Source organism: Streptomyces sp. NPDC001020, from assembly GCF_053599115.1.
This window is the reverse complement of the sequence record NZ_JBSFLQ010000046.1, coordinates 1-23,042: the sequence shown is the minus strand read 5'-3', so window position 1 is coordinate 23,042 and position 23,042 is coordinate 1. Positions and strand designations below refer to the sequence as shown.

The 23,042-nt window shown below is 69.3% G+C and carries 19 protein-coding genes and 2 pseudogenes; 3 read left to right on the top strand and 18 right to left on the bottom strand.

The features are described 5' to 3' along the window. The first annotated feature begins 70 nt into the window (after positions 1 to 70). Positions 71 to 916, top strand: a complete 846-nt coding sequence (locus tag ACWDEX_RS31840; RefSeq protein ID WP_450467935.1) for an aminoglycoside phosphotransferase — start codon at positions 71 to 73, stop codon at positions 914 to 916. A 62-nt stretch (positions 917 to 978) separates the two neighbouring features. On the opposite strand, the gene ACWDEX_RS31835 is transcribed toward ACWDEX_RS31840, so the two are convergent. The 6 genes and pseudogenes from ACWDEX_RS31835 to ACWDEX_RS31810 all read right to left on the bottom strand — a co-directional run bounded on the left by ACWDEX_RS31835 (position 979) and on the right by ACWDEX_RS31810 (position 6,040). Then, positions 979 to 2,088: a hypothetical protein gene (locus ACWDEX_RS31835; RefSeq protein WP_450467934.1), complete on the bottom strand. Its 1,110-nt coding sequence runs from the start codon at positions 2,086 to 2,088 to the stop codon at positions 979 to 981. A gap of 91 nt (positions 2,089 to 2,179) precedes the next feature. Beyond that, positions 2,180 to 2,473 (bottom strand): annotated as a pseudogene (locus ACWDEX_RS31830) (IS701 family transposase); the annotation flags it as partial. Positions 2,474 to 2,717: 244 nt separating this feature from the next. Next, on the bottom strand, positions 2,718 to 2,945 hold the full coding sequence (locus ACWDEX_RS31825; protein ID WP_450467933.1) for a hypothetical protein: 228 nt from the start codon (positions 2,943 to 2,945) through the stop codon (positions 2,718 to 2,720). Positions 2,946 to 3,931: 986 nt separating this feature from the next. Then, positions 3,932 to 4,162 carry a hypothetical protein gene (locus tag ACWDEX_RS31820; protein WP_450467932.1) on the bottom strand — a complete coding sequence of 77 codons (231 nt, stop codon included), beginning with the start codon at positions 4,160 to 4,162 and terminating at the stop codon, positions 3,932 to 3,934. Positions 4,163 to 4,298: 136 nt separating this feature from the next. Next, positions 4,299 to 5,066, bottom strand: coding sequence for a recombinase family protein (locus ACWDEX_RS31815; RefSeq protein WP_450467931.1), 768 nt, complete (start codon positions 5,064 to 5,066; stop codon positions 4,299 to 4,301). 302 nt (positions 5,067 to 5,368) lie between these two features. Then, the gene (locus tag ACWDEX_RS31810) at positions 5,369 to 6,040 is read right to left on the bottom strand and encodes a recombinase family protein (RefSeq protein WP_450467930.1); all 672 of its coding nucleotides are present in this window, start codon (positions 6,038 to 6,040) and stop codon (positions 5,369 to 5,371) included. A 247-nt stretch (positions 6,041 to 6,287) separates the two neighbouring features. Here ACWDEX_RS31810 and ACWDEX_RS31805 point away from each other — a divergent pair, with 247 nt between their 5' ends. Both ACWDEX_RS31805 and ACWDEX_RS31800 read left to right on the top strand, forming a co-directional pair. Further along, positions 6,288 to 7,028 carry a class I SAM-dependent methyltransferase gene (locus tag ACWDEX_RS31805; RefSeq protein ID WP_450467929.1) on the top strand — a complete coding sequence of 247 codons (741 nt, stop codon included), beginning with the start codon at positions 6,288 to 6,290 and terminating at the stop codon, positions 7,026 to 7,028. A 55-nt stretch (positions 7,029 to 7,083) separates the two neighbouring features. Further along, on the top strand, positions 7,084 to 7,986 hold the full coding sequence (locus tag ACWDEX_RS31800; protein WP_450467928.1) for an aminoglycoside phosphotransferase family protein: 903 nt from the start codon (positions 7,084 to 7,086) through the stop codon (positions 7,984 to 7,986). A 167-nt stretch (positions 7,987 to 8,153) separates the two neighbouring features. Here ACWDEX_RS31800 and ACWDEX_RS31795 read toward each other — a convergent pair whose 3' ends face one another. The 12 genes and pseudogenes from ACWDEX_RS31795 to ACWDEX_RS31740 all read right to left on the bottom strand — a co-directional run bounded on the left by ACWDEX_RS31795 (position 8,154) and on the right by ACWDEX_RS31740 (position 21,744). Continuing rightward, positions 8,154 to 8,417 (bottom strand): hypothetical protein, encoded by a 264-nt coding sequence (locus ACWDEX_RS31795; protein ID WP_319696500.1) that lies wholly within the window; start codon positions 8,415 to 8,417, stop codon positions 8,154 to 8,156. Positions 8,418 to 8,548: 131 nt separating this feature from the next. After that, positions 8,549 to 11,263: pseudogene (locus tag ACWDEX_RS31790) on the bottom strand (Tn3 family transposase); the annotation flags it as partial. A 32-nt stretch (positions 11,264 to 11,295) separates the two neighbouring features. Beyond that, entirely contained in the window at positions 11,296 to 12,105 is an 810-nt protein-coding gene (locus ACWDEX_RS31785) for an XRE family transcriptional regulator (RefSeq protein WP_450467927.1), read from the bottom strand. 171 nt (positions 12,106 to 12,276) lie between these two features. After that, entirely contained in the window at positions 12,277 to 12,348 is a 72-nt protein-coding gene (locus tag ACWDEX_RS31780) for a hypothetical protein (protein ID WP_450467967.1), read from the bottom strand. 19 nt (positions 12,349 to 12,367) lie between these two features. Beyond that, on the bottom strand, positions 12,368 to 12,859 hold the full coding sequence (locus ACWDEX_RS31775; RefSeq protein ID WP_450467926.1) for a deazapurine DNA modification protein DpdA family protein: 492 nt from the start codon (positions 12,857 to 12,859) through the stop codon (positions 12,368 to 12,370). 124 nt (positions 12,860 to 12,983) lie between these two features. After that, on the bottom strand, positions 12,984 to 14,489 hold the full coding sequence (locus ACWDEX_RS31770) for a hypothetical protein (RefSeq protein ID WP_450467925.1): 1,506 nt from the start codon (positions 14,487 to 14,489) through the stop codon (positions 12,984 to 12,986). Positions 14,490 to 14,519: 30 nt separating this feature from the next. After that, the gene (locus tag ACWDEX_RS31765; RefSeq protein WP_200702456.1) at positions 14,520 to 15,143 is read right to left on the bottom strand and encodes a hypothetical protein; all 624 of its coding nucleotides are present in this window, start codon (positions 15,141 to 15,143) and stop codon (positions 14,520 to 14,522) included. A gap of 86 nt (positions 15,144 to 15,229) precedes the next feature. Then, positions 15,230 to 16,786, bottom strand: coding sequence for a ParB/RepB/Spo0J family partition protein (locus ACWDEX_RS31760; RefSeq protein WP_450467924.1), 1,557 nt, complete (start codon positions 16,784 to 16,786; stop codon positions 15,230 to 15,232). Positions 16,787 to 16,875: 89 nt separating this feature from the next. After that, on the bottom strand, positions 16,876 to 17,097 hold the full coding sequence (locus ACWDEX_RS31755; protein WP_450467923.1) for a hypothetical protein: 222 nt from the start codon (positions 17,095 to 17,097) through the stop codon (positions 16,876 to 16,878). Positions 17,098 to 20,000: 2,903 nt separating this feature from the next. Further along, the gene (locus ACWDEX_RS31750; protein ID WP_450467922.1) at positions 20,001 to 20,636 is read right to left on the bottom strand and encodes a hypothetical protein; all 636 of its coding nucleotides are present in this window, start codon (positions 20,634 to 20,636) and stop codon (positions 20,001 to 20,003) included. 121 nt (positions 20,637 to 20,757) lie between these two features. After that, on the bottom strand, positions 20,758 to 21,042 hold the full coding sequence (locus tag ACWDEX_RS31745; RefSeq protein ID WP_450467921.1) for a hypothetical protein: 285 nt from the start codon (positions 21,040 to 21,042) through the stop codon (positions 20,758 to 20,760). A gap of 72 nt (positions 21,043 to 21,114) precedes the next feature. Beyond that, positions 21,115 to 21,744 carry a hypothetical protein gene (locus tag ACWDEX_RS31740; RefSeq protein ID WP_450467920.1) on the bottom strand — a complete coding sequence of 210 codons (630 nt, stop codon included), beginning with the start codon at positions 21,742 to 21,744 and terminating at the stop codon, positions 21,115 to 21,117. Positions 21,745 to 23,042 lie beyond the last annotated feature (1,298 nt).

Below are 23,042 nucleotides of genomic sequence, written 5' to 3'. Positions count from 1 at the left end.
CCGGTGTGAAGGCCGGTGCTGGGCGAAAAGAAGGTGCACTGGACAAGGCGGTGTCGGCAGGATGCCTGGCGTGACTGAGCTGCCGAGCAACGCCGTTCCCGCCCCAGCCGTCCTCGATGCCTTCGGTGTGAAGGGCACTCCTGTCCCACTGGTTGGCGGGCAAGGACGAAGCGTTCTCGTCGGTGGGTTTGTGTTCAAGCCTGCGGAGGGACCTGCGGATGAGGTCGAGTGGGCTGCTTCCCTGTTCGAGACGCTGGCGCCGAGCAGTGGCTTCCGCGTTCCGCTGCCGCTCCGGGCTGCCGATGGACGGAGCGTCGTGGACGGCTGGACGGCCAGCGAGTTCCTGACCGGTGAGCCTGGTCCGCAAGGGCACTGGACTGGTGTGCTCGGTGCTGGCCGTGCCTTCCATGCTGCCCTGCGACAGCTCCCCCGGCCTGACTTCCTTGATCAGCGTACCCATCCCTGGGCTGTGGGCGACCGGGTCGCGTGGGGCGAAGAGGACATCGACGTGGTCCAGGACCTCGCCGCGCCGTTCTCGGCTCTGCTGGAGCTGAGGCGCCCGGTGAAGCAGGACGGGGCTCAGCTCATTCACGGCGATCTCACCGGCAATGTGCTCTTTGCTGCGGACGAAGCACCTGCTGTGATCGACTTTTCGCCGTTTTGGCGGCCTCCGGTGTTCGCCGAGGCCATCGTGGTCGCAGATGGTCTGCTGTGGTTCGATCTTCCGTCCGACCTGCTGACGAGTGGCAGCGATCATCCTGACTGGCAGCAGATGCTGATTCGTGCACTGATCTTCAGGCTCGTCGCACACAGCGAGAGCGCAGGACCGTTGGGGCGGGCTCAGTCTGGTGAGCCAGAGCGGTATGTAAGGGCAACCGACGTTGTGGTAAAGAAGTTGACATCGCTTCAGAGTTAGTCCTCTCGGGGTGGTTTCCAGCTGAACGAGCTCGGAGGATCGGAACCCTCGGAAGGCCTCGGTCATGGTCTTCGTCTCTGGCTGACGTCGGCGGCGTAGGCGGCCCAGTCGCCGCCGGATGCCTTCTGCCATTGGACGGCGACTTGGATGTGGACGCCGAGCATCCGGGCGAGGATGGCGGCGGGCAGTTCGGCGGCGAGGGTGAACAGGGCGGTGGATCGGTCTTGTTGGGGTCGAATGCCGATCTTGTGCAGCCGTAGACCGACCTGGCTGTCGCTAAGTGGACGCCCTGGTTGTCCTCCGGGGAAGAGCCACGGGACGTCGTTCGGAGTACCGATCTTGGCTTTGCCGCGTCGGGTCGCGATGAGCTCTCGGACCAGGGCGCCCAGCGGCATCGGGAGGATGACAGGTGAGGTTCCGAAGGTGATCGCGACGGTCTCGCCGGTGATGTCGACTTCCTCGACGGTGAGTTGGCTGATGGTGGAGATCTTCTGCGCATAGAGGATCAACAGCAGTCCAGCGACTCGGTCCGCGGTGGGTAGCGTTTCGTCGTTGAGAAGGCGGCGTGCGTCGGCCCAGCGTTTCTCGCTGTCGATGGTGCCCTGCGGGCCCGTCCAGCGGACGGCGCCGCAGGTGAGGCCGTGCGCATGGCGATGCTGTACGGACCAGCGGACGAAGTGGCCTGTCTCGTCGCGGTAGCGGAAGGCGCGATCGGTCATCCAGCGTTCCAGGTCGGCTTGTGTGCAGGCGCCCAGGGTGAGACCTTCGCCGGCGAGCCAGGTGAGGAAGTTGTACGCCGCGGTGACGTGGCAGCGCACGTTCATGTCCTGCAGTTGAGTGGTGTGCTGTTCGCCGACTCGGCGGCGGAGTCGGCGCAGGTGGTGCCAGACTGCGTAACCGTGCAGGATCCGGCGCTCGGCGAGGTCCGTGCGCGCCTGGACGGTGGTGTTGATCCATTTCTCCAGAGCGACGAGCCGTTCGTCGCGCGGCGGCAGGGCGCCCGTCGCGACGAGGACGCTGCGAAGGTGGGCCAGCACTTTGCCTGGCGGAAGTTCGTCGAGGAGGTCGTGGGTGACGGGACGCTCGTCGCGGCCTATGCGTTTCAGCAGGTCCCGGGCCTTTGCTCGGGAGATCCAGGCCAGTGCGACGTCCGGGCGCTCGGCGTCCGTCAATGCCGAGTGGAAGGCAGCAAGTTCGGGTGCGACAGCCCCGGCGTTGTCACCGATGAGGTCGCGGATCTTCTGGTCCAGGACGCATCGCTGGCAGGGGCGAGGGCTTAGTACTCCAGTGCGGTTTCGAGCGGTTGCGTCGGATGAGCAGGTGCTGATGGCTGCCGGTGCCGATGTGGATCCAGGCCCAGTCGTAATACCGCGGGCCTTTCGCGCCGTTGCCGGCACTCTGATGGTGCCAGGCCGTGGCGGGCAGGCGGCCTGCGACGGTATTGGCGCGGACGGGAGTACGGCCGTGGTTGATCCTCACCCGGATCGAGCAGGCGACGGCCAGGACGTAGCCGATGCCGCGTGCCTCGAGGGCGGCGCGGAGGGGGTCCTGGTCGTATGGCCCGCTCCGCTGTGTGTCCAAGAACCGATCGGTTGCCGAACGCCGCCCGCACGACTCTCGAGGTGCTGCTGCGGGTGTCCAGGAAGGGTGTCCAGTGGGTGGCGGACTGGTCAGGCCGGTCCGTGAGGGCCAAGTGACCGGGCCCACTGTGATGGCCGGCAGCGGATCGACGGTCGTCGTCCGCAGCGAGGGCGTGACCAACATGGCCGTTGATCACGCCCTGCCCGGTGTGCGGGATCTCCTACGGAGTGGGCAGTCCCGACTGAGAGGGCGGCACCGGTGTCGGCGTGGGTGCCGACGGGACCACTGTCTGCGGCATGGCGGCGGACGGGTCCCTGTCCATGAGGAGGAAGAAGACAGTGACCACGGTGAGGCCGACCACTATGGCCGCCCCCAGCTTTTGGTCTCGGTAGGCCGCGTAGACCGCGGCTCCGCCGAGCGCAAGGCCGATGATGAGCATCTGCATCATCGGGCACCGCCGAAGGGCGGCTTGGCAAAGGGCATCGTGCAGGGGAAAGGGCGAAATGGGGTCCCCCAGTGTGACTTCAGGGCGCACAGCCCCTTAGTCTCGGTTCCAGCGCTGATGGCTTCGATCCAATCTTGATGTCGGCTTCTGGCAGGAGCACGAGTCGGGTGGCGGACTGTCGGACTACGTGAGCGGCCCCCCGTTGGCGCGGGGGGTCGTTTTTTTGCCTCCAGATGTCGAGTGCGGGCATCGGACTACGTAGTGACCCACAACGTCCCGTTGGCGCGGGGGGCGACTCAAACAACCAGGGCCCATGTCGATCTCCGCCCGGATGTCCTTGTTTCACCGTGCTGTTGGTCAGAGCAGAAGGGTACGCAGTGGGGACTTGACGGTTGTAACGCCACCCGCGCTGGATGCACCCGCCGACAGACGGCTGGGGGGTGCACAATGCTCGGTTGAGGGGCGTCACTCGGTCGGGTCTCCTCACAGCAGGACGGGTCGCTCGACACAACGAGAGGGACATCCACTCGGCCGGCGCGCGAATGGGGCCCCTTCGTCATGCCGAAGGGATTTCGGTGAGGAAAACCCTACTCAGCACGCTGACAACCAGCGGGCACCCGGAAGTGCGTTCGAGTGCCTGACGGTTCGTCAGGCACTGAGCGGAGGGAACGTCTTTCCGGTGGTTGTGTAGCGTGGTTGTTGTGCTCCGTCCTGAGCGCCGCTGGTGGGTATTCGTGCAGCTCAGAGCTATGCCGGTCGTTCGTCGAGATGACATCTGGGGCGACGTCGCACCTTCCGGGGCGTGACGGAAGTCACCACACGAAGTAGGTCTTGTCCGTGTCGGCCTTGAGCGGAGAACTGCTCTTCTGCGCCGACCACGTTCGCGCCCCTGCTGACTGACGAACCGTCTTCTTCACAGGCGAGAGCCCTTCTCGGCGACCTCTGTCGAGCCTCTTAACCTTGTCCTTGGGCTCCAGGAGGAAGACCTTCTAGAAGGTGTTGCCCTCGGACAACAAGCGCTTCATCTGCCTGATGAACCCGACGACCTTCTCCACGGAGTCGTTGATGAACGAGGTCATCGAGACGGTACTGAACACGTGCCTTTCGGCACAGCGGACGACGGTGCGCTCCATCGAGTCGCCGAACTTGGCGTCGGCGTGGAGGATGGTCGCCCTTCGCCGCACGAGTGTCAGGAACTTCGGCACGTACATGGACGCCACCGGATGTCCTTGCCGGGCGGCTACCGCTTCCCCAACACGCCGCCCCAGAGCATCACGCCGACTCCGTCTCGTGCCCCCTTGGCGAAGACGGCGTCGACCTCGACCTTGTCGTCGAACTCGTTGTCCACGTTCTCCACTACCGCTTGCGCAGCGTGGGGGGCCTGTTGCCGGGGTTGGCGAGCATCCGCCGCACGGTCTCTGGATGCCATCGATCACCCCGCTTCGGTCGGATGCCTTCGGCATTGAGAGCGGCGGCGATCTCGCGGTACGACAGCTCGTCCTCATCGCCGAGCTGGCGTGCGCGAGCGCGGCCGGCCTGCTCCATCTCCTCCTCGGTCAGCTCGTTCTTGTGGGCCTGCCATCCGTACGGCGGGGCGCCGTAGGCGTACTGGCCCTTTTCTCCCTTGATGCGGCGGCCGCGGCGCAGCTTGGCCACGGTCATCCCCCGATCCAACTGGGCGAAGACGCCCATCATCTGGCGCATGGCGGTGCGCATCGGGTCTTCGGGGTCGTCGGGCAGGATCTCGCCCTGGTCTGCCATGAACGCCCGGCCGCCGTGCTTCCACGTCTGAGCGAGAGCGGCCTCCTGCACGACGAGCTCGCGCGCGAGCCGGTCAAGGTTCGGCGCCACGATCCCATCGACCTTCCTGTCCTCGATCCACGAGAGGGCGGCGCCCAACTCCGGCCGCTCGTCGCCGGCGACGGTGCCCGGCACGGCCTTCTCGACAAACAGCTTCACGAGGCGGTGTCCGTGCTGGCGGATCCACCAGCGGACGATCTGCTCCTGGTCCTCCAGCCCGAACCCGTCGAGCTGTCCGCCGGTGGACACCCTGATGTAGCCCGCCAACCGCACCCTGATCGCCTCCAACGCGCTGACCTGCACTGTCACAAAATGCTGTGACACCGCAGCGCTCTATCGAGCCCTCAGCGGCTCGTACTGAGGACGTGTCAGGTGGGGGCGGTGGGGCGGTTCCTCGTCGGCGCGGCCGCCGGCTCCGAGGGTCCGCCGCGGGGAGGGGGATGTCGCCGGGAGGGAGCCGAGCACGCCCCGGTCTCGTAGCTCGTCAACGTCGGGGAGGCGGACTCCGGGGAGCGCGTCGAGTAGGTCGGCCTGGGCGGCGCGGATGCCGTGCGCGGCCTGGGGGCCCGGGTGTGAGTAGTTGGCGTACAGGAAATCCTGGTGAGAACGATCTTGCTGGGCTTTGCCTACCTCGTACGAGCTTCGAGCTGCCGGGGGACGGCGCCGGCGCGCAGGTCGCGCAGGTCGGGGATGTGGTTGTAGAGGGTGCCTGGGGAGACGCCGAGGAGCTTCGCGATCGAGGTGATGGAGCGGTCAGGGTCGGGCAGCAGGTCGCGGGCGGCCTTGATGACTTCCTCCGTGGCGACGGTGGGGCGTCCGCCGACCCGGCCGCGGGCGCGGGCGGCGGCCAGGCCCTCCCGGGTGCCTTGCACGATGAGTTCGCGGATGAACTCGGCGAGGGCGGCGAAGACGTGGAAGACGAGCCGTCCGCCGGGGGTGGTGGTGTCGAGGTTCTCGTGCAGCGAGGTGAAGCCGATGCCGCGGTCGCGGAGTTCGGCGACCATGTTGATGAGGTTTTGGAGGCTGCGGCCGTAGCGGTCGAGCGAGGGGACAACGAGGGTGTCGCCGGCGTCGAGGAAGGCGTGGCACGCCTTAAGCTCCGGGCGGAGCGCACTCTTGCCGGACTTCTTGTCCGCGAAGATCTTCCGGCATCCGGCAGTGGTGAGGGCATCGATCTGCCGGTCGAGCTTTTGCCCGTCGCTCGACACCCGCGCGTACCCGATCTTGATCTCGGTGCGGACGAGCGGCTCGGCGACGAGGAGTTCGGGATAACCGGACGGCTCCGGGAGGTCACTCATGGCCCCGGATCATGTCAGAAAAGGGTGGTCTGAGGTTGTTGAACAGCCCAGGTTTTTGAAGGGGTTCTTGAAGTCTCTGCGGGGTCCGGGCGACCCCTCAGGGCGATCTTCAGAAAACATGGTTTTTTGAAGGAGCGAGGGGCGGTCAGGCGGCGGCCGGACGCGTGTGAACTCGCGCGGCGAAGGTTCAGTGGCTGGTGGGTGTGGGGGCCCGCCCGGCGGATCATGTGACTACTAAGCTGCGACGATGAAGTCCGCGGATCGGAACCAGGCCAACGACTACGACAGCTTCGCAGAGATGTTCTCCGCGGAGTCCGACAACAGCCTCGTGAACGCGTACTACGAGAGGCCAGCGATGCTGGCCCTCGCAGGGGACGTGACCGGCCGTCGGATCCTGGACGCCGGCTGCGGCTCGGGCCCGCTGGCCGCCGCGCTGCGCGAGCGCGGCGCCGTCGTCACCGGCATCGACTCCAGCGCCGGGATGCTGGCGCTAGCGAGGCGGCGACTCGGCGACGACGTGGCCCTGCATGTGGTCGACCTGTGCGACCCGCTGCCGTTCGATGACGGTGTGTTCGACGACGTGGTCGCGTCACTGGTCCTGCACTACCTGGAGGACTGGGGGCCGACGCTCGCCGAGTTCCGGCGGGTGCTGCGGCCCGGCGGCCGGCTGATCGCGTCGGTGGGCCACCCCTTCGCGGCCTACGCGCACCGGGATCCCCGGCCCGACTACCACGCGACCACCAGCTACACCTTCGACTGGACACTCAACGGGCAGTCCGTCCCGATGGAGTTCTGGCGCAGGCCGTTGCACGCGATGACCGATGCCCTCACCACCGCCGGCTTCCGTCTTTGCATCCTCAGTGAGCCGCAGCCCGACCCGGCCGCCCGTGAGCTGTTCCCAGACAGCTTCCAGGGCCTTTCGACCAGTCCCAACCTCCTGTTCTTCGTCGTCGAGGTGCCTCCGTCGGCCACCGGTTCGGGCGGCTGACCGGTCGCGGATCACCAGCGGATCCTGCACCGGCGCACCGGTACTGTGGCGACGCATGAGCGACGTCGAGATCGAGATCACCGCGGACCTGGTCCGTGACCTGCTGCGGGAGCAGCATCCTGACCTCGCGGGACTGGCCATCCGCGAGGTGGTTGGTGGGTGGGGCAACCAAATGTGGCTCCTTGGCGACGGGTTGGCCGTGCGCATGCCGCGTACAGAAGGTGCCCCGGACCTCCTGCGCAAGGAGTGCCGGTGGCTGCCCGTCCTGGCCCCGCGCCTGCCGCTCCCGGTCCCCAACCCCGTACGGATCGGCGAACCGTCCGCGCGCTTCCCGAAGCCCTGGACCATCATGACGTGGGTTCCCGGCGAGCCACTGGACTGCACCTCCATCAGCCGCGGCGACCACGCGGCCGACACATTGGCGGCCTTCCTCACCGCGCTCCACGTGGAGGCGCCTGAAGACGCGCCAATCAGTGAGGACCGCGGCGATCACCCAAAGAAGTGCACGGACGGTTTCGACCACTTCTTCCATGCCGTCGTCCCCGACGACCTCGCCGCCGAGGTCCGGGCCGTCTGGGACGACGCCGTCGTGGCGCCCGAGTGGGAGGGCCCGCCGCTGTGGGTGCACGGCGACCTGCATCCTGCGAACGTCGTCGTCTCGGACGGGACGCTCTCGGGCGTGATCGACTTCGATGCCATGTTCGCCGGTGATCCGGCGTGGGACCTCGCCGCCGCATGGGTCATCCTTCCCGCGGGCGCCACCTCACGCTTCTTCGACGCATACGCGCAGGCAGACGAGGGGACGATCCGGCGGGCCCGCGGGCTGGCCGCCCTGAAGAGCCTGTTCCTCATGCTGATGGGCCAGAACGGAGACCAGGGCCTTCCTGGCGGCAAGCCGGCATGGGGACCTGTAGGCCGGGCAGCACTCGATCGTGTTCTGAGAGGCGGTCTGATGTAGGCAGGCAGCGATGATCCTCATCGATACTCGCTGCCGGAACTGCCGCGACGTCGCTCTCGCGTCGCTCGCGATGCCTTCCTCGTGGAGGCGAACAGACGAACCTCCTAACGTGGCCTGGTACTCCCGCAGCTTCGGGAGTACCAGGCCACGGTGGGCTGTTGCCAGGCTTATGTGTGGGCGAGTTCCTGCAGCAGCGCGTCAAGGAACTCCGGGTCGCCGTCCTCGTGGAGACCAATCCGTGCGCAGGTCATGCCGGCGGCGTGCAGGCGGTCGCGGGTGGTGGCGTGTCCGGGGTGAAGGCGTTGGAGGTGTTGTGCGTGCGGGATGGCTTCCTCGGTGCGGTCGAGGAGCGCGGCGAGCTGACGGGTGGTGAGGTGGGTGTGACCGGTGGTGGCGAGGGCGCGTTGCACGGCTCGGTCGTAGGCGTTCATGGGCGTCTACCGTAGCTGCGAGCGGCCCGATCCGGGTGACAAAGGGAGCGGTACCTAGAGCCTCACTCCCAGCTACTTGTCACTTCGCCGCAGCTTCGGGAGTACAGGGCCAACGGGTCGGGTGCGCGGGATCAATCCTCGTCCTCGTCGTCCTTGATAGCGTCCGGGTCCCGAAAGGGACGCAGGCCCTGGCCGGGGCCGCTTGCCTTGATGTTGAACAGGTAGCGGCCCAGGAAGTTGATATGCCGGTCCTTGAGCGGGGAGAGCCGGGCGACGTCCTCGTCCTTGATGTCGTGGCCTTCGGCGCGGAGCTGGGCGACGGCGGCGTCGAGGTAGCGGGTGTTCCACAGGACCACGGCGTTGAGGACGAGTCCCAGACTGGCCAACTGGTCCTCCTGCCCGTCGCGGTACGCCTGGCGGATCTGGCCCCGGCTTCCGTGGCAGATCGCGCGGGCGAGGCGGTGGCGGGACTCCTGCACGGTCAGCTGCCGGTTCATCAGCCGCCGGTAGGTGTCGTCGACCGGGTCGACCAGGGCGAGCAGGTGCATGGTCTTGTCGATCCGGCTGTACTCGGCGAACGCCTGGCCCAGCGAGGCGGGGTGGCCCTCACGGCCGAACATCCGCAGCAGGTCGTAAGCGCGGACCTGGTTGGTGATCAGCGATCCGGCGACCCGGAGCATGTCCGGCCAGTGCGTCTCGATGCGCTTCAGGTTGACCTTGTTGCGGGCGATGGCCTCCAGCGGCCCGTATCCGGCGGCCGGCGCCTCCTCGTCGGCAGGTCGGCCCGCCAGAACCGCTGGTCGGCAAGGTCGCGGAAACGCGAGGCGAAGCGGAAGCCGAGCATCTTGTAGAGGCCGAACGCCATGTCGGAATACGAGGCGTTGTCGGTCGCCACCATCTCCGGCTTCACCCCGCCGTCGAGGTTGAGGAGGGTGTCCAGCGTGTACAGGCTGTCGCGTGGGGTGCCGCGCACGACCATCGCGCCGATCCCCGCGACCTGGTCATTGACTGCGTTTAGCCAGGTCAGGCCCCGTTTATAGCCGTAATATTTTGGCGAGGGAGCGGTGTTGATGCTCTTCACGGGGACGACGAAGCGCAGACCGTCGACGGAGGCGAGCAGCCCGCCGCCCCACATCTGGGCCAGCTCGATGCTTGCCTGGGCCGTGATGAGCGCCGCGTTCGCCGCAGCGATAGTGTCCGCGCGCAGGTAGTTCTGGTCGACGTGGGACAGCCGTGAGCGGGTCAGCGCCTTGTTCTCCGGGTCGATGACCGGGGTCAGGCCGATGTTGCAGCTCTCCGAGACCAGCAGCGCCACCAGGGAGACGAGCAGCCCCTCCATACGGGTGAGCCGGTCGGAGACGTGCTTGAAAGCATCGAGGAACCCGGTCCAGGAGTGGACCTCGAACAGCAGGTCCGGCAGGTCGATCCTGGGGAGCATCGCCTCCGTGGTGGTCCTCAGCCAGGTCAGCGACTCCGGCTCGCCCACCGCACCCAACTTGTCCACCGACAACTTGGCCCGGCCGCCACCCTCCGGGACGACGATCTCCACCTTCGCCTCGTCCCCGGCCTCGGCGAGCCGGTCCGCCATCTGCCGCCACGCGGCATCCAGCCCCCGGGTGAGCTGGGCCAGGTGCTCGCCGACGTCGTCGGACAGGCTCAGGCCCGCGAGCACGTCCGCCTTCATGGCCTCCCACCGCGGCCCGTCCAGCAGCCGGGCCCGCGGGTCCGCCCACCGGTTGGACGGGGCGGCGAACACGTCGCGCCGGTTCAGGGCGCGGTGCAACTGCTCCAGCACGCACACCACGTACGCGTCGCGGTCGACCGCGCCCTGCGGCAACTTCGAGTTGGAGAACACCGCCCCCTTCCACATCGCCGGCACTAGCTCGGCATCGACCTCGCGGGGCAGCAATGACCTGTCCTTCACCCGGCGGCGCGAGAGCGCGGGCAGACGGCGTACCGCCTTGAGGATGCGCCGCCCGGCTGGGGCTAGCGTCTAGCGCGTCCGACTCGCCCAGCAGGGAGAGGAACGGGCGCACGGTGTTGTAGCGCAGGGCCAGCTTCTCCCGCATCGCCGCCTCCGCGGACCCGTCGTCCTGCGGCACCAGGGCCTCGACGGTCGCCACCGCCCCGGCCACCGCCGTACGCGGCACGGCATCCTCCACCGCCGCCCACAGCGCGGCGACGTCCAGGTCCGTGCCCGCCTCGGCGACCAGGTCCAGCTCCTCCGTCAGGATCTTCGACGCCTTCGCCAGGACGCGGGCCGCCTTCTCCAGCTGAGGCAGCATCGCGAGGCGATCCCGGTCCGACGCCCGGCGGGCGGGGCTGATCAGCCGGGTCGCCATCAGCAGCGCGAACAGGTCCAACGCGTCGTCGACCGCATGCGCCTCCAGCTGACGCACCACCGCCGTCAGCAGGGCGGTCCGGCGCGGCTCCGGTGCCCGCATGATCGTCTGCGCCTTGCTCAGCTGCCCGTACCGGGCCAGCGTCGACAGCCGGTTCACCGGCACCCGGGAGAGGTTTACCCGCCCCAGGCCGAAGGCGGAGATCTCCTCCACCCGCTCCATGGCCCGCACCATCGCCGTGCCCGTCGTCTTCACCGGCGGGGTGCGCAGCCGCTCCAGCTCCGAGACCCGCTTGCCCTCCGGCACATCCAGCAGCACTGCCAGCGCCGGCGCGAGCGCGGGATCGGCCCGGTCCGCGGCCCGCGCCACCGCCTCGTACAGGCGCCGCTCCGCCGCCGTACGGGCCTCCGACACCTGCCGGGCCAGCACCGAGACACCCGGCAGCAGCACCCGGTGCCGGCGCAGGTACGTCACCGCGTGGTTGAACAGCGCCACCGGCCCCTTCCGCGAACCCCAGCGGCACCCGGCTCGGTGTGCTAGCCGCTCATGATCAATCTCACCGGGATTTCCTGTACCTCAACTACTCGCACCCGGTGAACGGCCTCCAACGTCTCCACCGGCCGTGCGGACGCGCACGCCTCCCGGCCATGCTGCACCAGTCCGACCGCGGCTTCGCGGCCCAACAGAATTCCGCAGTCGAAGCCCTCCGCTCCATGGAATGAGGGCAAGGGGACCACCGCCGCGTTCTCCGAGGCCACGAAGTACCGTTCCATCGCCTGCAGCGGCTCGACGACCCGGATGTGCAGGGTCTTGACCCCGTTGCGGCGCTCGGCCGGATCCCGAAGTTCCAGAAGCCGCACCAGGTCCTCGGACAGCGCCAGATGGCGCGGCGGCCCGTACAGAATCCGGTAGTGCACGAGATCCGGGCGTTGGGCCACTGCCGTCTCGATCGCGCCGAGGTAGGCCTTCTCTCTACTGCGTGAGCCGGTGACGACCAGCTGTTCCTGTGCTCCGGCGACCACCTCGACCATGGCCTCGACGAGGTCCGTGTACCGGGTGAGCACCCGCACGACCACGTCGGTGCCGACGGCCTCCAGGTCGCTCGCACTGTCGGTCCCGTCCTGATGGGCGAAGAGGATCTCGGCGCGCTCGCGGTAGACCTGGCTCAGGCCCCGGCGGTTCCGTGCGCCCGTGCGCTTGCGCCCCGCCTCCCAGGTGCTGATCGCACTGCCGTCCGTTGATCCGCCGGTGATCGCATTGAGTTCATCGGCAGCTTCATCCTGCGTCAGGTTCCGTGCCAGGCGGGCGCGTTTGAGTGGCGAGTCCCCGCTCGTGGATCCGGTCACCGCTACCCCCAGGAAGGTGTTGGGGCCATCAGCGCCTCGCGACCGCGCCGATCCGCAATCTGGTTGTTCCCCTGACACACCAGTTTCAGCGGCGCGATCCGCAGAGTCGACGAGTTGTTGAGACATGTGCCTTACATGACAGCCTGGGCTACGAGCCCGTGACCTGCTGAGCTACTTGACAGGTGTAGATAAGGCCACACGAGCCGACAGGCCCGTCTTGGCGATCATGTCGGGCTCGCACATCCAGTCCTGCGGACCCACATCAGCCCCGCGCACGCCATGTCCGGGTAGCGGTTGCCCAGACGAGCCAACCGATCCCGTCGCGGAACTGGCGCAGCTCGCGGACGTAGGCGTACGGACTGACCGTCCAGCTGCCGTGGTTGTCGAGTTCGGAGAAGGCGCCCGAGTCGTACAGCCATGCCTCGGCGGCACGCGGCAGGGTTGCGCGGCGGGTCAGCGTGGAACGCGAGACGCACATCGGCACGCCCCACGTGGAGAGCCGCTTGGCGTGGTGCCCGCCGATCCAGAACATCGGCCGTCGGCCGGCGATTCGCTCGGGTGGAAGCCGAGACCGTATTCGCAGCGGCAGACGCAACTGCCGATGGTGCAGAACCCGCAGTCCAGGCACTGGTCGTGGTAGCAGTGGCCGCAGGCGTAGCGGACGGCGGGCGTGCAGGTGCACGCTTCGGGACTCGGGGTGTCCGCCGGCGGCGTCCGGCACCGGGTGGGCTGGGGTGGTGAGTACGGCGTTCACGGGGGAGTCTCTTTGGTGGCTGTACTCGGGCGGGTTGGTGGGAGGCCGGTCCGGGGTTGCCGCCCCGGACCGGCGGTGGGGCAAAACGGCGAGTGGGTGTGGCTGTCGCGGTCGGTGAACTGCGTCAGGTGTCCGCGCTGGGCGGGTCGCCGCGGTTCCAGGGAGCGAGGACGGCCCGCGGCTCGCTCGCCCCTCGTCGGCGTTCGCGTCGTGCGGCCAGCAGCAGATCGAGGATCCGCCGGCCTTTGACCTCCGCCTGGTGACGCAGGGCTGTGGGCATCTGGGCGGGGAGTATCACCCGCTTCGCCCGTAGGTCGATCTCCAGCGTGACGGTGCGCACCAGGGTGGAGCCCCGCTCCTGGCCGACGTACAGGTGCAGCCGCGCCTCGACCCGGTGGTCGACAGGGGTGAGCTGTACGTACTCGTTGGCCCAGGAGAAGTTCTCGACGTCGGGGGAGAGTTGCACCCGTGCGGGAACGGTGCGCCCGGTGGGCACGTCGCGGTCATGGAGCGGGGCGGTGGGGTCCTTCTCCCGGCGCGTCACGTGCTCGTGGAAGGGGTACCAGCCGGGCCCGTAGAAGACGGCTCGGGGTTCCAAGGCGTACGCCCAGTCGCCGAGTTCCAGCTTCACGCCGAACGAGTGGCGCTCGTTCTTCGGGGCGACGTGGAGGTCCAGGGACGGGACTTCGTGTGGAGGTGGGGCCGGAGCGAAGTCGGGAGGCGCGGGCAGGTCGGCAGGGGTGAACGTCGTGCGGGTGTTGCCCACCTCGTCCGGGACGAAGCCATCGAGCATCACCACCTTGCGGACCATGCGGGGGACGGCGCGCTCGCGCAGGGTGACGCGCAGGGCCACGGCCGAGCCCTCGGCGGCGATCAGGTCCTGGAAGTCCCAGTCCGGCTGTGCCGAGCGCAGGTCGTGTTGCACCGTGCGCAGTGCCCGGGAGATGCGGCGGCCGAGCGGGTCTTCTGGGTCCGGGCGGCGGGTTGCGGGCAGGATGAGGGCGGCGTCGGGGTGCCACTGGTCGGACAGGACCTGCCACGGTCCGGGCTTCAGCAGCGCGGCGACGTGGCCGGCGAGCTGTGCGGCCTCTGTCAGCTCGCGCAGGACGGCGGCGGTGAGGCGGGCGGTGGACGGCGCGTCCCACGGGCCGCCCAGGACCAGGCTGAGTCCGCTGCCGGGGCTGCCCAGGGTGACGCTGAGCCGCCTGCCTTCCAGCCAGGCTTCCGCATGCCCGAACTGGACGAACAGCCCGGGCTCGTCGGGCCGTTGGAACGGGGCGCCGGTGGTGAGCAGGTGGGCAACGGCCTGCAGGGGCGGGCGGGCGTCGCGGGCGGCGGGCAGGGCCGGGGCGTAGCGGGTGACCGCGTCGAGAATGCGCGATGTGACAGGCGTCGGGGTGTGTGCGCTGATGCGCGCGGTGCAGATCCGGGCGGGGCCGGTGGGCGACGGCGCGGCCAGAGTGGCCTCAAGCTGGCCGTGGCGCTCGCGGGTGCGCAGGGTCAGCCGGTAGCCGCCGGGCAGGTCGGCGTGGGTGCGGTCACGTCCGCGCAGGTGGTGTTCGACGATGGTGTCGGAGATGGCATAGGTCGGAGAGGCGGGCTCGAACTCGTACTTGGCGCAGGCCTCCACAGGCGGCAGTAGCGCAGGTGTGCGGGGCGGTCAGCGGGTGATGCGGGCCCGGGCGCGGTCGGCCTGGACGTGGACGGCATCGGCGTGCGCGGCGGCGCGGACCTTGTCGGCCCACTCGGCGGCGCGCTGGGCCAGTCCGGCGAGGCGCACGAAGTAGGCGTCCTGGTGCTGGCGGGCGCGGTCCATCAGCGCCGCGTGCTCGGCGGTCAGCTCCTGGGCGGTGTACGCGGCGATCGCTTCCACGCCGTGGCGGCGGGTGACGCGTCCGAAGGGGCAGGCTCCTTCCTCCTGCTCGATGACGGCGACGTCGGCGGCAGGCCAGCCGGTGGCCTCGTCGCGCGGGCCGAGCTGGATGTCGAGCACGCACACCGCGTCCGCATCGTGCAGGCCGTCAGCCTGATAGCGGATGTGCGGCCGGGGCACCGGGCCCGTCTGGCGCTCGGTGTGCGCGCGCCACAGTTCGGGGGAGGGGTCCTCCTCGTCCTGGTGGAGGCGGTGAAGGTAGGAGAGAAGGGCGGGCAGCTGCCAGGCGGGGGAGCCGAACGGCGCGGCCGGCATGGCGAGCCCGGCCCGGGCGATCAGGCCCGTGTGGTTGCTGACGGCGGCCTGGGCGACGAACAGCGAGGCGTTCAGGCGGAGTTCGGAGCGGAGCATGGCGAGGCCTTCCGGGCGGGCGGCGCGCAGAGAGGGAAGGGGGAGGGGGCCCGGGCCGGACTGTCAGGTCCGACCCGGGCAGCAGGTCAGGACGCGTCCTCGGAGTCCTCGACGCTCACGGCGTCCGGGTTGTCCGGGGTGTCCTCGTCGGCCTGTCCGTCGGCGTCGGCCGCGTCCGACTGGCCCTCCTGGTAGGGCTCGTCGTCGACGATGGCCTGTTCGACGCTGGAAAGCGGGTGGCCGATCTCGGCGAGGAACTTAAGCCACGTGCGGGCGTCCTCGCGGATCTCCCGCAGCTCGTACACGGCCGAGCGGGCGGTGCTGTCGGTGCGCCAGGTGCGGACCTCACCCATCCGCTTCTCGAACGTCGCGGCCAGCACCGCGAAGTTCAGCAGGGTGAGCTTGGCTGGGGTCGCCGACTTGGCGCGCTCGGCCGGGTTGTCGTAGCCGGTCAGCTCCTTGACCAGGTCGCGGCGGCCCGCGTCGCCCACCCACTGAGCCACCGGCTTGGGGCAGGCAAGGAGCAGCTCGGTGATGAACGCCGCGAGCGGCTTCGGCGCGGTCTTGCGGCCGATGAGATCCTTTAGCCACGCCTGCCGAGCCTTCTCGGCGGCGCGGTAGGCCTTGTTGCCCGCCTTGACGTACTCGCGGGACGGCTCCGACGGCTTGGCCGCACCCTTCGCCTGCGGCTGCTCCTCGTCCTGGCCGCCGTCCGTCTCGGGGGCGTCCTCCTGGGGCGGGTAGTGGCCGAAGCGCTCCGGATCGGTGCAGAAGTACTCCACCTCGCCGGGCTCGCGGGGGTTCTCGGCCCAGGTCGCCACGTGTCCGGGGCACTCGGCGTGCGCCTCGACGCTCATGGGCTCGCCGTCCGGGCCGTCCAGCTCGCTGAGCGGCTCGACGGTGGCCGGAAGCGTGTCGCCGTCCTCGGCCAGTCGCACCCCCGCCGCCGTCAGCTGCGGGCGGACCTCGGCGCGGGCGCGCTGCTCCTCGCGGTCGTCGCGCTCCCACTGCACCTGGAACTCGAAGCGGCCCTTGGCGTAGGCCTCCAGGAGCCGGTTGACGGCATCGGCGTCGTCATCGAACTCGCCCAGCACACCGAGGACTTCGAGGTCGAGGTCGTACGTACCGGCTTCGGCGAGTGCCGAACGGGTCCGCGCGCCGACCGACTTGGCGGTCTTCACCGCCTGGGACACGTCCCTGCGGGAGCGGCCGGTGAGCTCAGCGACCCTGGCCTGCTTCATGCCCGCGCCGACCGCGCCGAACAGGGCGTCGGCCTGCTCCAGCTCGGTCAGGCCCCGGCGGTAGTCGTCGTCGTTCTCGATGAGCTGGTCGATGAAGTCCTCGCCCGCCTCGCGCAGGGAGGGGTCGAGCACGTACGCGGGGATCTCGATCGCGTCCTGCTCCGCCTCGGTCTCCTTGGTGGCCCGCGCGGCGAAGTAGCGCCGGTGGCCCATCTTTAGCTCGTAGGTGTCCTCGCCGAGCGGGAGGACCACGACGGGGACCTTCACGCCGTTGGCCGCGACGGACTTGAGGAACTTCTCGTCCAGGTTGAGGTCCTGGCGGACGTTGTTCTCGTTGACGCGGATCTGGCCGAGTTGCAGCGTGACCCGCTGCATCGGTGTGGTCGTTGCGGTGTCGCTCACGGATTGCTCCTCGTGCGGCCGGTTGGTGTTGAGCAAGTTGCCGCTTGCTCGTAAAATCAATTATACGCCATTCGGTGAGGGGCAACACCCTAGATGTCCGCCGCATCGGCCCCCTCCTCCGCTTCCACGATGTCCCCGGGCAGGGTGAGCGCGCGCAGCGCCGCCGGAGAGTGCCCCATGACCCGTGCGGCGCACTCGGCGCAGCGCGGAGCACAGCCGGGCACGTCCCACAGCAGCACCCCGAACCCGCCACACGTGTTTGCCGCCGCGCAGTCACCGAGCCCGGCAGGCTTCGCCCAGTCGATCGGCATAACCGCCACAGCCGCCGCGACGGGGCCGGGGTGTCGACGCCCGGCACCGTGCCGCCCTCTGCATCCCACACGTCCGCCCCGGACGGGTCGGACACCACGTCAGCCTCCCGCGCGGACGCCTCGTCACGGGTTGCCGGCGGGGGGAGCTCTCTGCCATCATCCCGCGCGAGCGCTCCGCCCTCGCCCTCCCATCCGTCCATGCCGCCGGGGTCGCTCACACCCTCGGGGGCAGGCGCTGAGCTGCTCAGCGAGACCCGTGCGAGCGTGCCCGGCTCCGCCGCATGCTGCACCGTCGACAACATCGACGGTTCTTGGTGCTTGCCCGACCGGCCCACCCGGACCGGCGCCGACCACAACGGTGTGCGCTTGCGCGTCACCCGCCGACCGGTAACCCACACCGCCGACCGGTCCTCACGGAACATCCCGCCGTCCCACACCGCGAGCAACTCATAGGCGAGCGGTTCACCGTTTTTGACCGCGACACCGGCGACGCGCACCGCGACCATGCCCCCGTCAGTGCTGCGCTGCATGGCCACCGTCCAGCCGTTGGCCATGGCCGTTTCCGCAAACGACACGGCGGCCATGGGCAGCCACACCCCGGGGGCCGCCTCAGTCTCCGCCACGACGTCCCCCACTGTGTCCCACGTGGCGAGCGTCTCGATATCCAGCGGCGAGCCCCCCGACGGAACCCTCGGAGCCTTCCAGGGCTTGACGTCCAGGCCCTTGACGGAGGCGGACGCCTGGCCCTTCTCGACACCGGCCGTACGTCCGTGCGTCTTCTTCGACGGGAGGTCACGGCCGATCAGCGCGCGGCCTTCATCCCGCGCGGCCACGGCATCGGCCAACAGGTCAACGAATGCCCGACGCTGCTCGTTCGCTTCCCCGTGCCTCACGTCCGGGTTCACGTCGATGTCTGCGGGAAGCTCGAACATCACCGCCGTACCGCCGTCGGCGGACACCCACGCCCCGCGGCCGGCCGGAACATCCCCAGACACGGCACGCGCCAGGAACGCACGCGCGGACTTTGACCGGCGCCCCGGTTCCGCCGCCTCCGCCTCCAGGCCGGACAGCTCACGTTCACACCGCCGGACCGCATCCCGCGCATGCATCCGCCGCATGTCCGCCGCCAACGAGGCCTCACGGGGACGCTCCCACCACCCGCCGGACGTCTCGTAATGCACCACCACCCGCTCACCCAGCACACCAGCCGACTGGCGTACTTCCTGGTGAAGGTCGTACGCATCCCGCCGCCACGCCGCGCACGTCTCCGCGTCCTCCGCCGCCGCCGTCAGCCGCTTACGCGCCACGGTCAGCTCACGGCGCGCACGCTCCGTCAGCCACGCCCGCGACACCCGCACCGTGCCCTCATACGGGCCACGGAACGCCACCGGGAACACCCCACCCCCGTTGCCGTGGCAGATCACCGGCAGCACCTCAACCGCGCCCCCGTCGGTCTCCCACCCGTCCACCCCGCCGGGGTCCGACACGACGTCGGGCAACACCGCCGGAACGTCCGGTGTCACGCCGCTACCGGCCGGAGCGTCGCCGGCCGGAACCTCGATCTTCTCGGCCGGCCCCTCCCACCCCGGGCGGATGATGCGCAGCAGGAACGCCGACGCGTGGGGCCGCACCCGCCCAGCAACCGCGCGCGGTTCCGGCGCACGCTCCGCGCACTCCTGAGCCGACGGCATGTCAAGCCCGAACCAGCGCACGACGGCGAGAGCGTCACGCGCTTCCCAACGGGCCGTCTCGACGTCGCCCCGCCCGTACGCGGACTCTGCCCCCTCTGCGCACTCTTCGGCCTCACGGACCGCACTCCGGGCGCTGTCGTACTGCTCGTCCGTCAACCCGTCCCAATCGATGCGCTGAGCGAACGCACGGACCGTGTCCAGGGCAGCGTGCGCCATGCCGACCGACACGGCCGTCTGCGCGTTCTCCTGCGCCCGCTCCGCCGCCTTCTCCGCATGGATGCCGTACACGCGCGCCGTCTCGGCCGTCGCGCGCAGCACCGCCGCCGGACGCTCCGCGATCACGTACGCGATAGCGGCCCCCGTGACCTCACCCCATGTACCGCGCACGTCCCCCGTCGGAAGGGTCACGGTGTGTCCGCCGCCCGACTTGAAACGGAAGCGGAACGGGAACCGCTCACCGCACACGGACAGTTCCGACAGCAGGTCGGAGCGCCGGAACTTCCCCTCGTAACGGTCGCCCAGCGACCGCGCTTCCATCGCTTCCGGCCACTCCTCCGCCGCCCTACGCGCGCGCTCCACTTCCGCCACGGACGGCGCCTTACGGGCACGCTTCCGGGGGGCCGAAGTCTCCGCCGCGGTCTCGGCCGGACCGGGCGCCGGAGCGTCCGCCCGGTCCGGCACGGTCGGCTGTGTGCGGGCGGTGGGCGCCTCGGCGGCCACCAGGTCCGCGACGGCGCGCCATGCGATGCCCTGGGCGGCCGTCTGGCCGTAGCGGGTGAGGGTGGCGCCGTCCCAGCGGTGTCCCCGGGCGGTGAGTCGCCACACGCAGCGCAGGACGGTTTCCCCGACCTCCTGGCGGGCGGTGAGCAGCAGCGCGCAGCGTCCGGGCTGCGTCTGGACGGTGGCCGTCCATCCGGCCTCCTCGGCCTGGGCGGTGAGGCGGGCCAGGTTGCGAGGGAGGGCCAGCCCTCGGGCGTCCGCCGTGTGGGGCTGCTCGGCGGGCGGGGCGGTGGGCGCCGGCACTTCGGCAGGGGCCGGCGCCTGGGCGGGGGCGCTCGTGCTGCTGGCGGGGCGCGTGGTCGCGGTCATGTCGGCTCACTCCTGGTCGGGTTGGTGCCGGGTGAGTTGCCGCTCACACCGGGAGGCAGGGCAGGGCGAGGCAGGGGCGTTCCCGCCGGGGCCGGTCGGGTGACCGACCCCGGCGGGTGGTGCTCAGTGGCGGCGGTTCGGGGGCCGGTTGTCCCGGGGCGCGGTGTGGCTGGCGCTCGCGCCGTGCGTCGGGGCCTGGTCCGGGCGGGGCACCCGCTCGGCCTGCCGGTACTCCACGCCCGGTTCCGGGGCCACCGGCTCGCCGGTCTCCGGGATGACGGTGTACGCCTCCCGGATCTCGTGCGCGGTGAGCGGCCGAAGCCAGAAGTTCCGGACCTTCCAGCCGCGTACGAACTCCGACCCGTTGGGGCCGAAGGTGCGCACGACCAGTCCGCCGGTTCCGCACCCGACCATGCCTGCCGCGATCACGGCGCAGACGCGCATGGATGCGGCCTCGTTGATGATCAGGGCGTCACCGATGACGGTGAGTTCCTGGCCTTCGGTGAGGTCGCCGTGCGGCGTGCTGGCGCTTGCCACCATGTGGTGCGTCCCGTCGCCGAGAACGGCGTTCAGGAGGGATAGGTACGCGTCGGCGGCGCGGTCGAGCAACGCGTGCGCCGTGTCGGCGGCGGTCTGCGTCGCCTCGTCCTCGCTGACGGGGTCGGGCGTCCACCGCATCGCGTCAATGCCGAGATCCTCGCCCGGGTCGACGTTCTGCCCTTCGAGGCTCTGCCGTACGTGGTCCTGGTACTCGCTCATCGTTCCCCTGCCTTGGGTGGTTGAGTTGGCGGCGGGTGAGTTGCCGCTCATCCGCAGAATCAATAATACACTCTCGCTGGGGGTGATCGTCAACCCTCAATCGCCCCCCGGACCTGGTGAGTTACGGCGACTCCACCGGCGTCACGCTCGTACGAAAGAACGGGTTGCGGCTGAGGCTGAACGTGACGCGCTTCGTCTCGCCGGTGCTCTCGCGCTTGCCGTAGATCTCGACGCCGGTCAACTCGTCTTCGTCGTACGCCACTTGCAACACGGTGCCTTCCCATACCTCGGGCCACGGGGCGGGCCGGGTCGCGGTCCTCGGGCGGGCGTGGGCGACCAGACTCCGTGTCGGGTTGCGCTCGATGCGTACCCGCTGCCCCCGGCTGATCGGTCCTGTGGCGGTCATGCTGTCCCCTCTCTGGTGGCTGTGGCTGTGGCTGCGGGAGGGGGGCGACCAGTGGTCGCCCCCCTGGGCGGTTCACTTCGTCCGGGCTGCCCGCTGGTCCTCAGCGGCCGTCAACAGCTCGTTGGCCCCGTGGCGGGCGTGGTCGGCCCGTACGCGCGCGGCCACGTCGTCGGCGGACGGCAGTCCGAACCCTCCGTCGCTGGCGAACATGTCGTACGCCTCGCGCCACCCGCGCACCTGGCACTCGACAGCCGCGCGGGACGCGCACGCGATCGTCAGGCCTCCGACGGTGACGGACAGTGCGCCGATTCCGTCGGGGCTCACTGCCGCGCTGCGGGCCCGGATCTTGGCGCGTCGGGGCGCGTTGTCCAGAATTACAAACGAATTGATGCTCAATTCGGGTTCGAGCAATTCTCCTGCGTCGACCTGCTCGGGAAAGATCCTGTCGAGCATTGCGGCGGCCTCGCACCAGCCTTCCCACCAAACGCGCGCGCCGGTAGGGTGCCGGAATTCGATGATGGCCGTGGGAATCTTCAGAAGGGGGATGAGCGTCAGACCAATAGATGCGTCGGTCTCGTGCTCCCCAGCAATGTGGATCGTGAGTCGGCTTACCGCGTCAACGGTTTCCGCTTCCGTGTTCAAAGGTGCTCCTTGTGTTGGTGATTGAGACTGAGCCAGGTTGCCGCCCGACTTCAAAATCAATAATACACTCCTTGCCCTCGGAAGGCACCCGAAACGCCGAACCTTGCGACATCTCTTGCACCTTCTCTTGCGGCTACTCCTGCGACATCTCTTGCGACATCTCTTGCGCGAGCCCCTCCGGGAGGGTCGGCGTATCCGCAGGTCAACCAAAGTTCCCGCACATGGTCGGGCGTCTGACATCCCCTCTGCTGCCACTTTTCCCGCGCCGGTTGAAGGATGAGTGAGGAATGGGGGGTGGGGTGGCTGGCTTCGGGGATCGGGGCGGCCTGCTGGTGTCTGCTGCGCGTCGGCCGCGCCGCCGCGCCATCGCGTGGGTGTGGGGGCGTTGTCCGGACGGAGGGCAGGGGGGAGGGACAGGACCCCGGGGCCCGCCCCTCGCCTCTCCAGCTCCCTGCCCTCCCCGTCCGTCTCTCCTCCACCCCCCGGCACCCGCTCTCCCGGAGGGAGCCCAACCCCCTCACCCCCGAACGGGCATACGGGCCCCTCCGGGGCCCGTATGCCCACCCCCGTATTCCGTGGAGAGAGTAACTACGGAATACAATTCAAGTCCCGTCGTTTTCAAGAGAATCAGACATTCCTCAAGACCCGCCCATACAACAAGGCTTGAAGGAATCGGCGACTCCCTCGGAACCCCACTCTCCACAACGAATATGACAAACCCTCAACTAATAAAAATCCTGCAAAAAAACCAGCCGTATTTCGTGCCGGAGGCGGGCAATTCGCGCGAGGACGCGCGAAGCGAGCGCAGCGATCATTCGGTACGTGGCACCTCCGAAACGCCGGGATTCAGGATTCGACATATTTTCAAAAGGTTCATCGGTCAAGGTGGCGGGGGGTGTCCTGTGTTTTCGCCAACGGTACATGCTGCATCAGGTTGATGCAGCCGCTACGCTGGAACCCGGCACGAACGAGCACCCCCCTCCCCACGTAGCCAGCTTGAGTCCGCGTCAGCGGACTCTTGTCCTGGAGGCGAAGCCGGAAGGACTCTCGGGCGGGGGAAGTGCAGCGGACCCCGCCCGAGAGGGCTGGATTGAAACGGAATCCCGGGAGCGGGGACGCAGCCCCCGCCGCTCCGGGAGCGCAGCGGACGGAGCGTCAATCCCGGTGCGCAGCACCGGGATTGCGCGGGAAGCGCAGCGTCCCGCTGGCGCTCACGCGGAGCGGGAGCGCAACACCCGTGCGCAGCACGGGTGTTCGCTTGCACGCGAACGGCGGCCATCTGCTGGTCGACGGAGTCTCCGACCCCGACTGGCACGCCGGGGTGCTGACCCGGCTCGCCGACGAGTGCGCGGCGCTGG

Coding starts and splice junctions, on each gene's coding strand:
- ACWDEX_RS31825 (WP_450467933.1), bottom strand. CDS start 2,945: ATGATGCAGATGCTCATCATCGGCCTTGCGCTCGGCGGAGCCGCGGTC.
- ACWDEX_RS31810 (WP_450467930.1), bottom strand. CDS start 6,040: ATGAGTGACCTCCCGGAGCCGTCCGGTTATCCCGAACTCCTCGTCGCC.
- ACWDEX_RS31805 (WP_450467929.1), top strand. CDS start 6,288: ATGAAGTCCGCGGATCGGAACCAGGCCAACGACTACGACAGCTTCGCA.
- ACWDEX_RS31800 (WP_450467928.1), top strand. CDS start 7,084: ATGAGCGACGTCGAGATCGAGATCACCGCGGACCTGGTCCGTGACCTG.
- ACWDEX_RS31795 (WP_319696500.1), bottom strand. CDS start 8,417: ATGAACGCCTACGACCGAGCCGTGCAACGCGCCCTCGCCACCACCGGT.
- ACWDEX_RS31765 (WP_200702456.1), bottom strand. CDS start 15,143: ATGCTCCGCTCCGAACTCCGCCTGAACGCCTCGCTGTTCGTCGCCCAG.
- ACWDEX_RS31755 (WP_450467923.1), bottom strand. CDS start 17,097: ATGCCGATCGACTGGGCGAAGCCTGCCGGGCTCGGTGACTGCGCGGCG.
- ACWDEX_RS31750 (WP_450467922.1), bottom strand. CDS start 20,636: ATGAGCGAGTACCAGGACCACGTACGGCAGAGCCTCGAAGGGCAGAAC.
- ACWDEX_RS31745 (WP_450467921.1), bottom strand. CDS start 21,042: ATGACCGCCACAGGACCGATCAGCCGGGGGCAGCGGGTACGCATCGAG.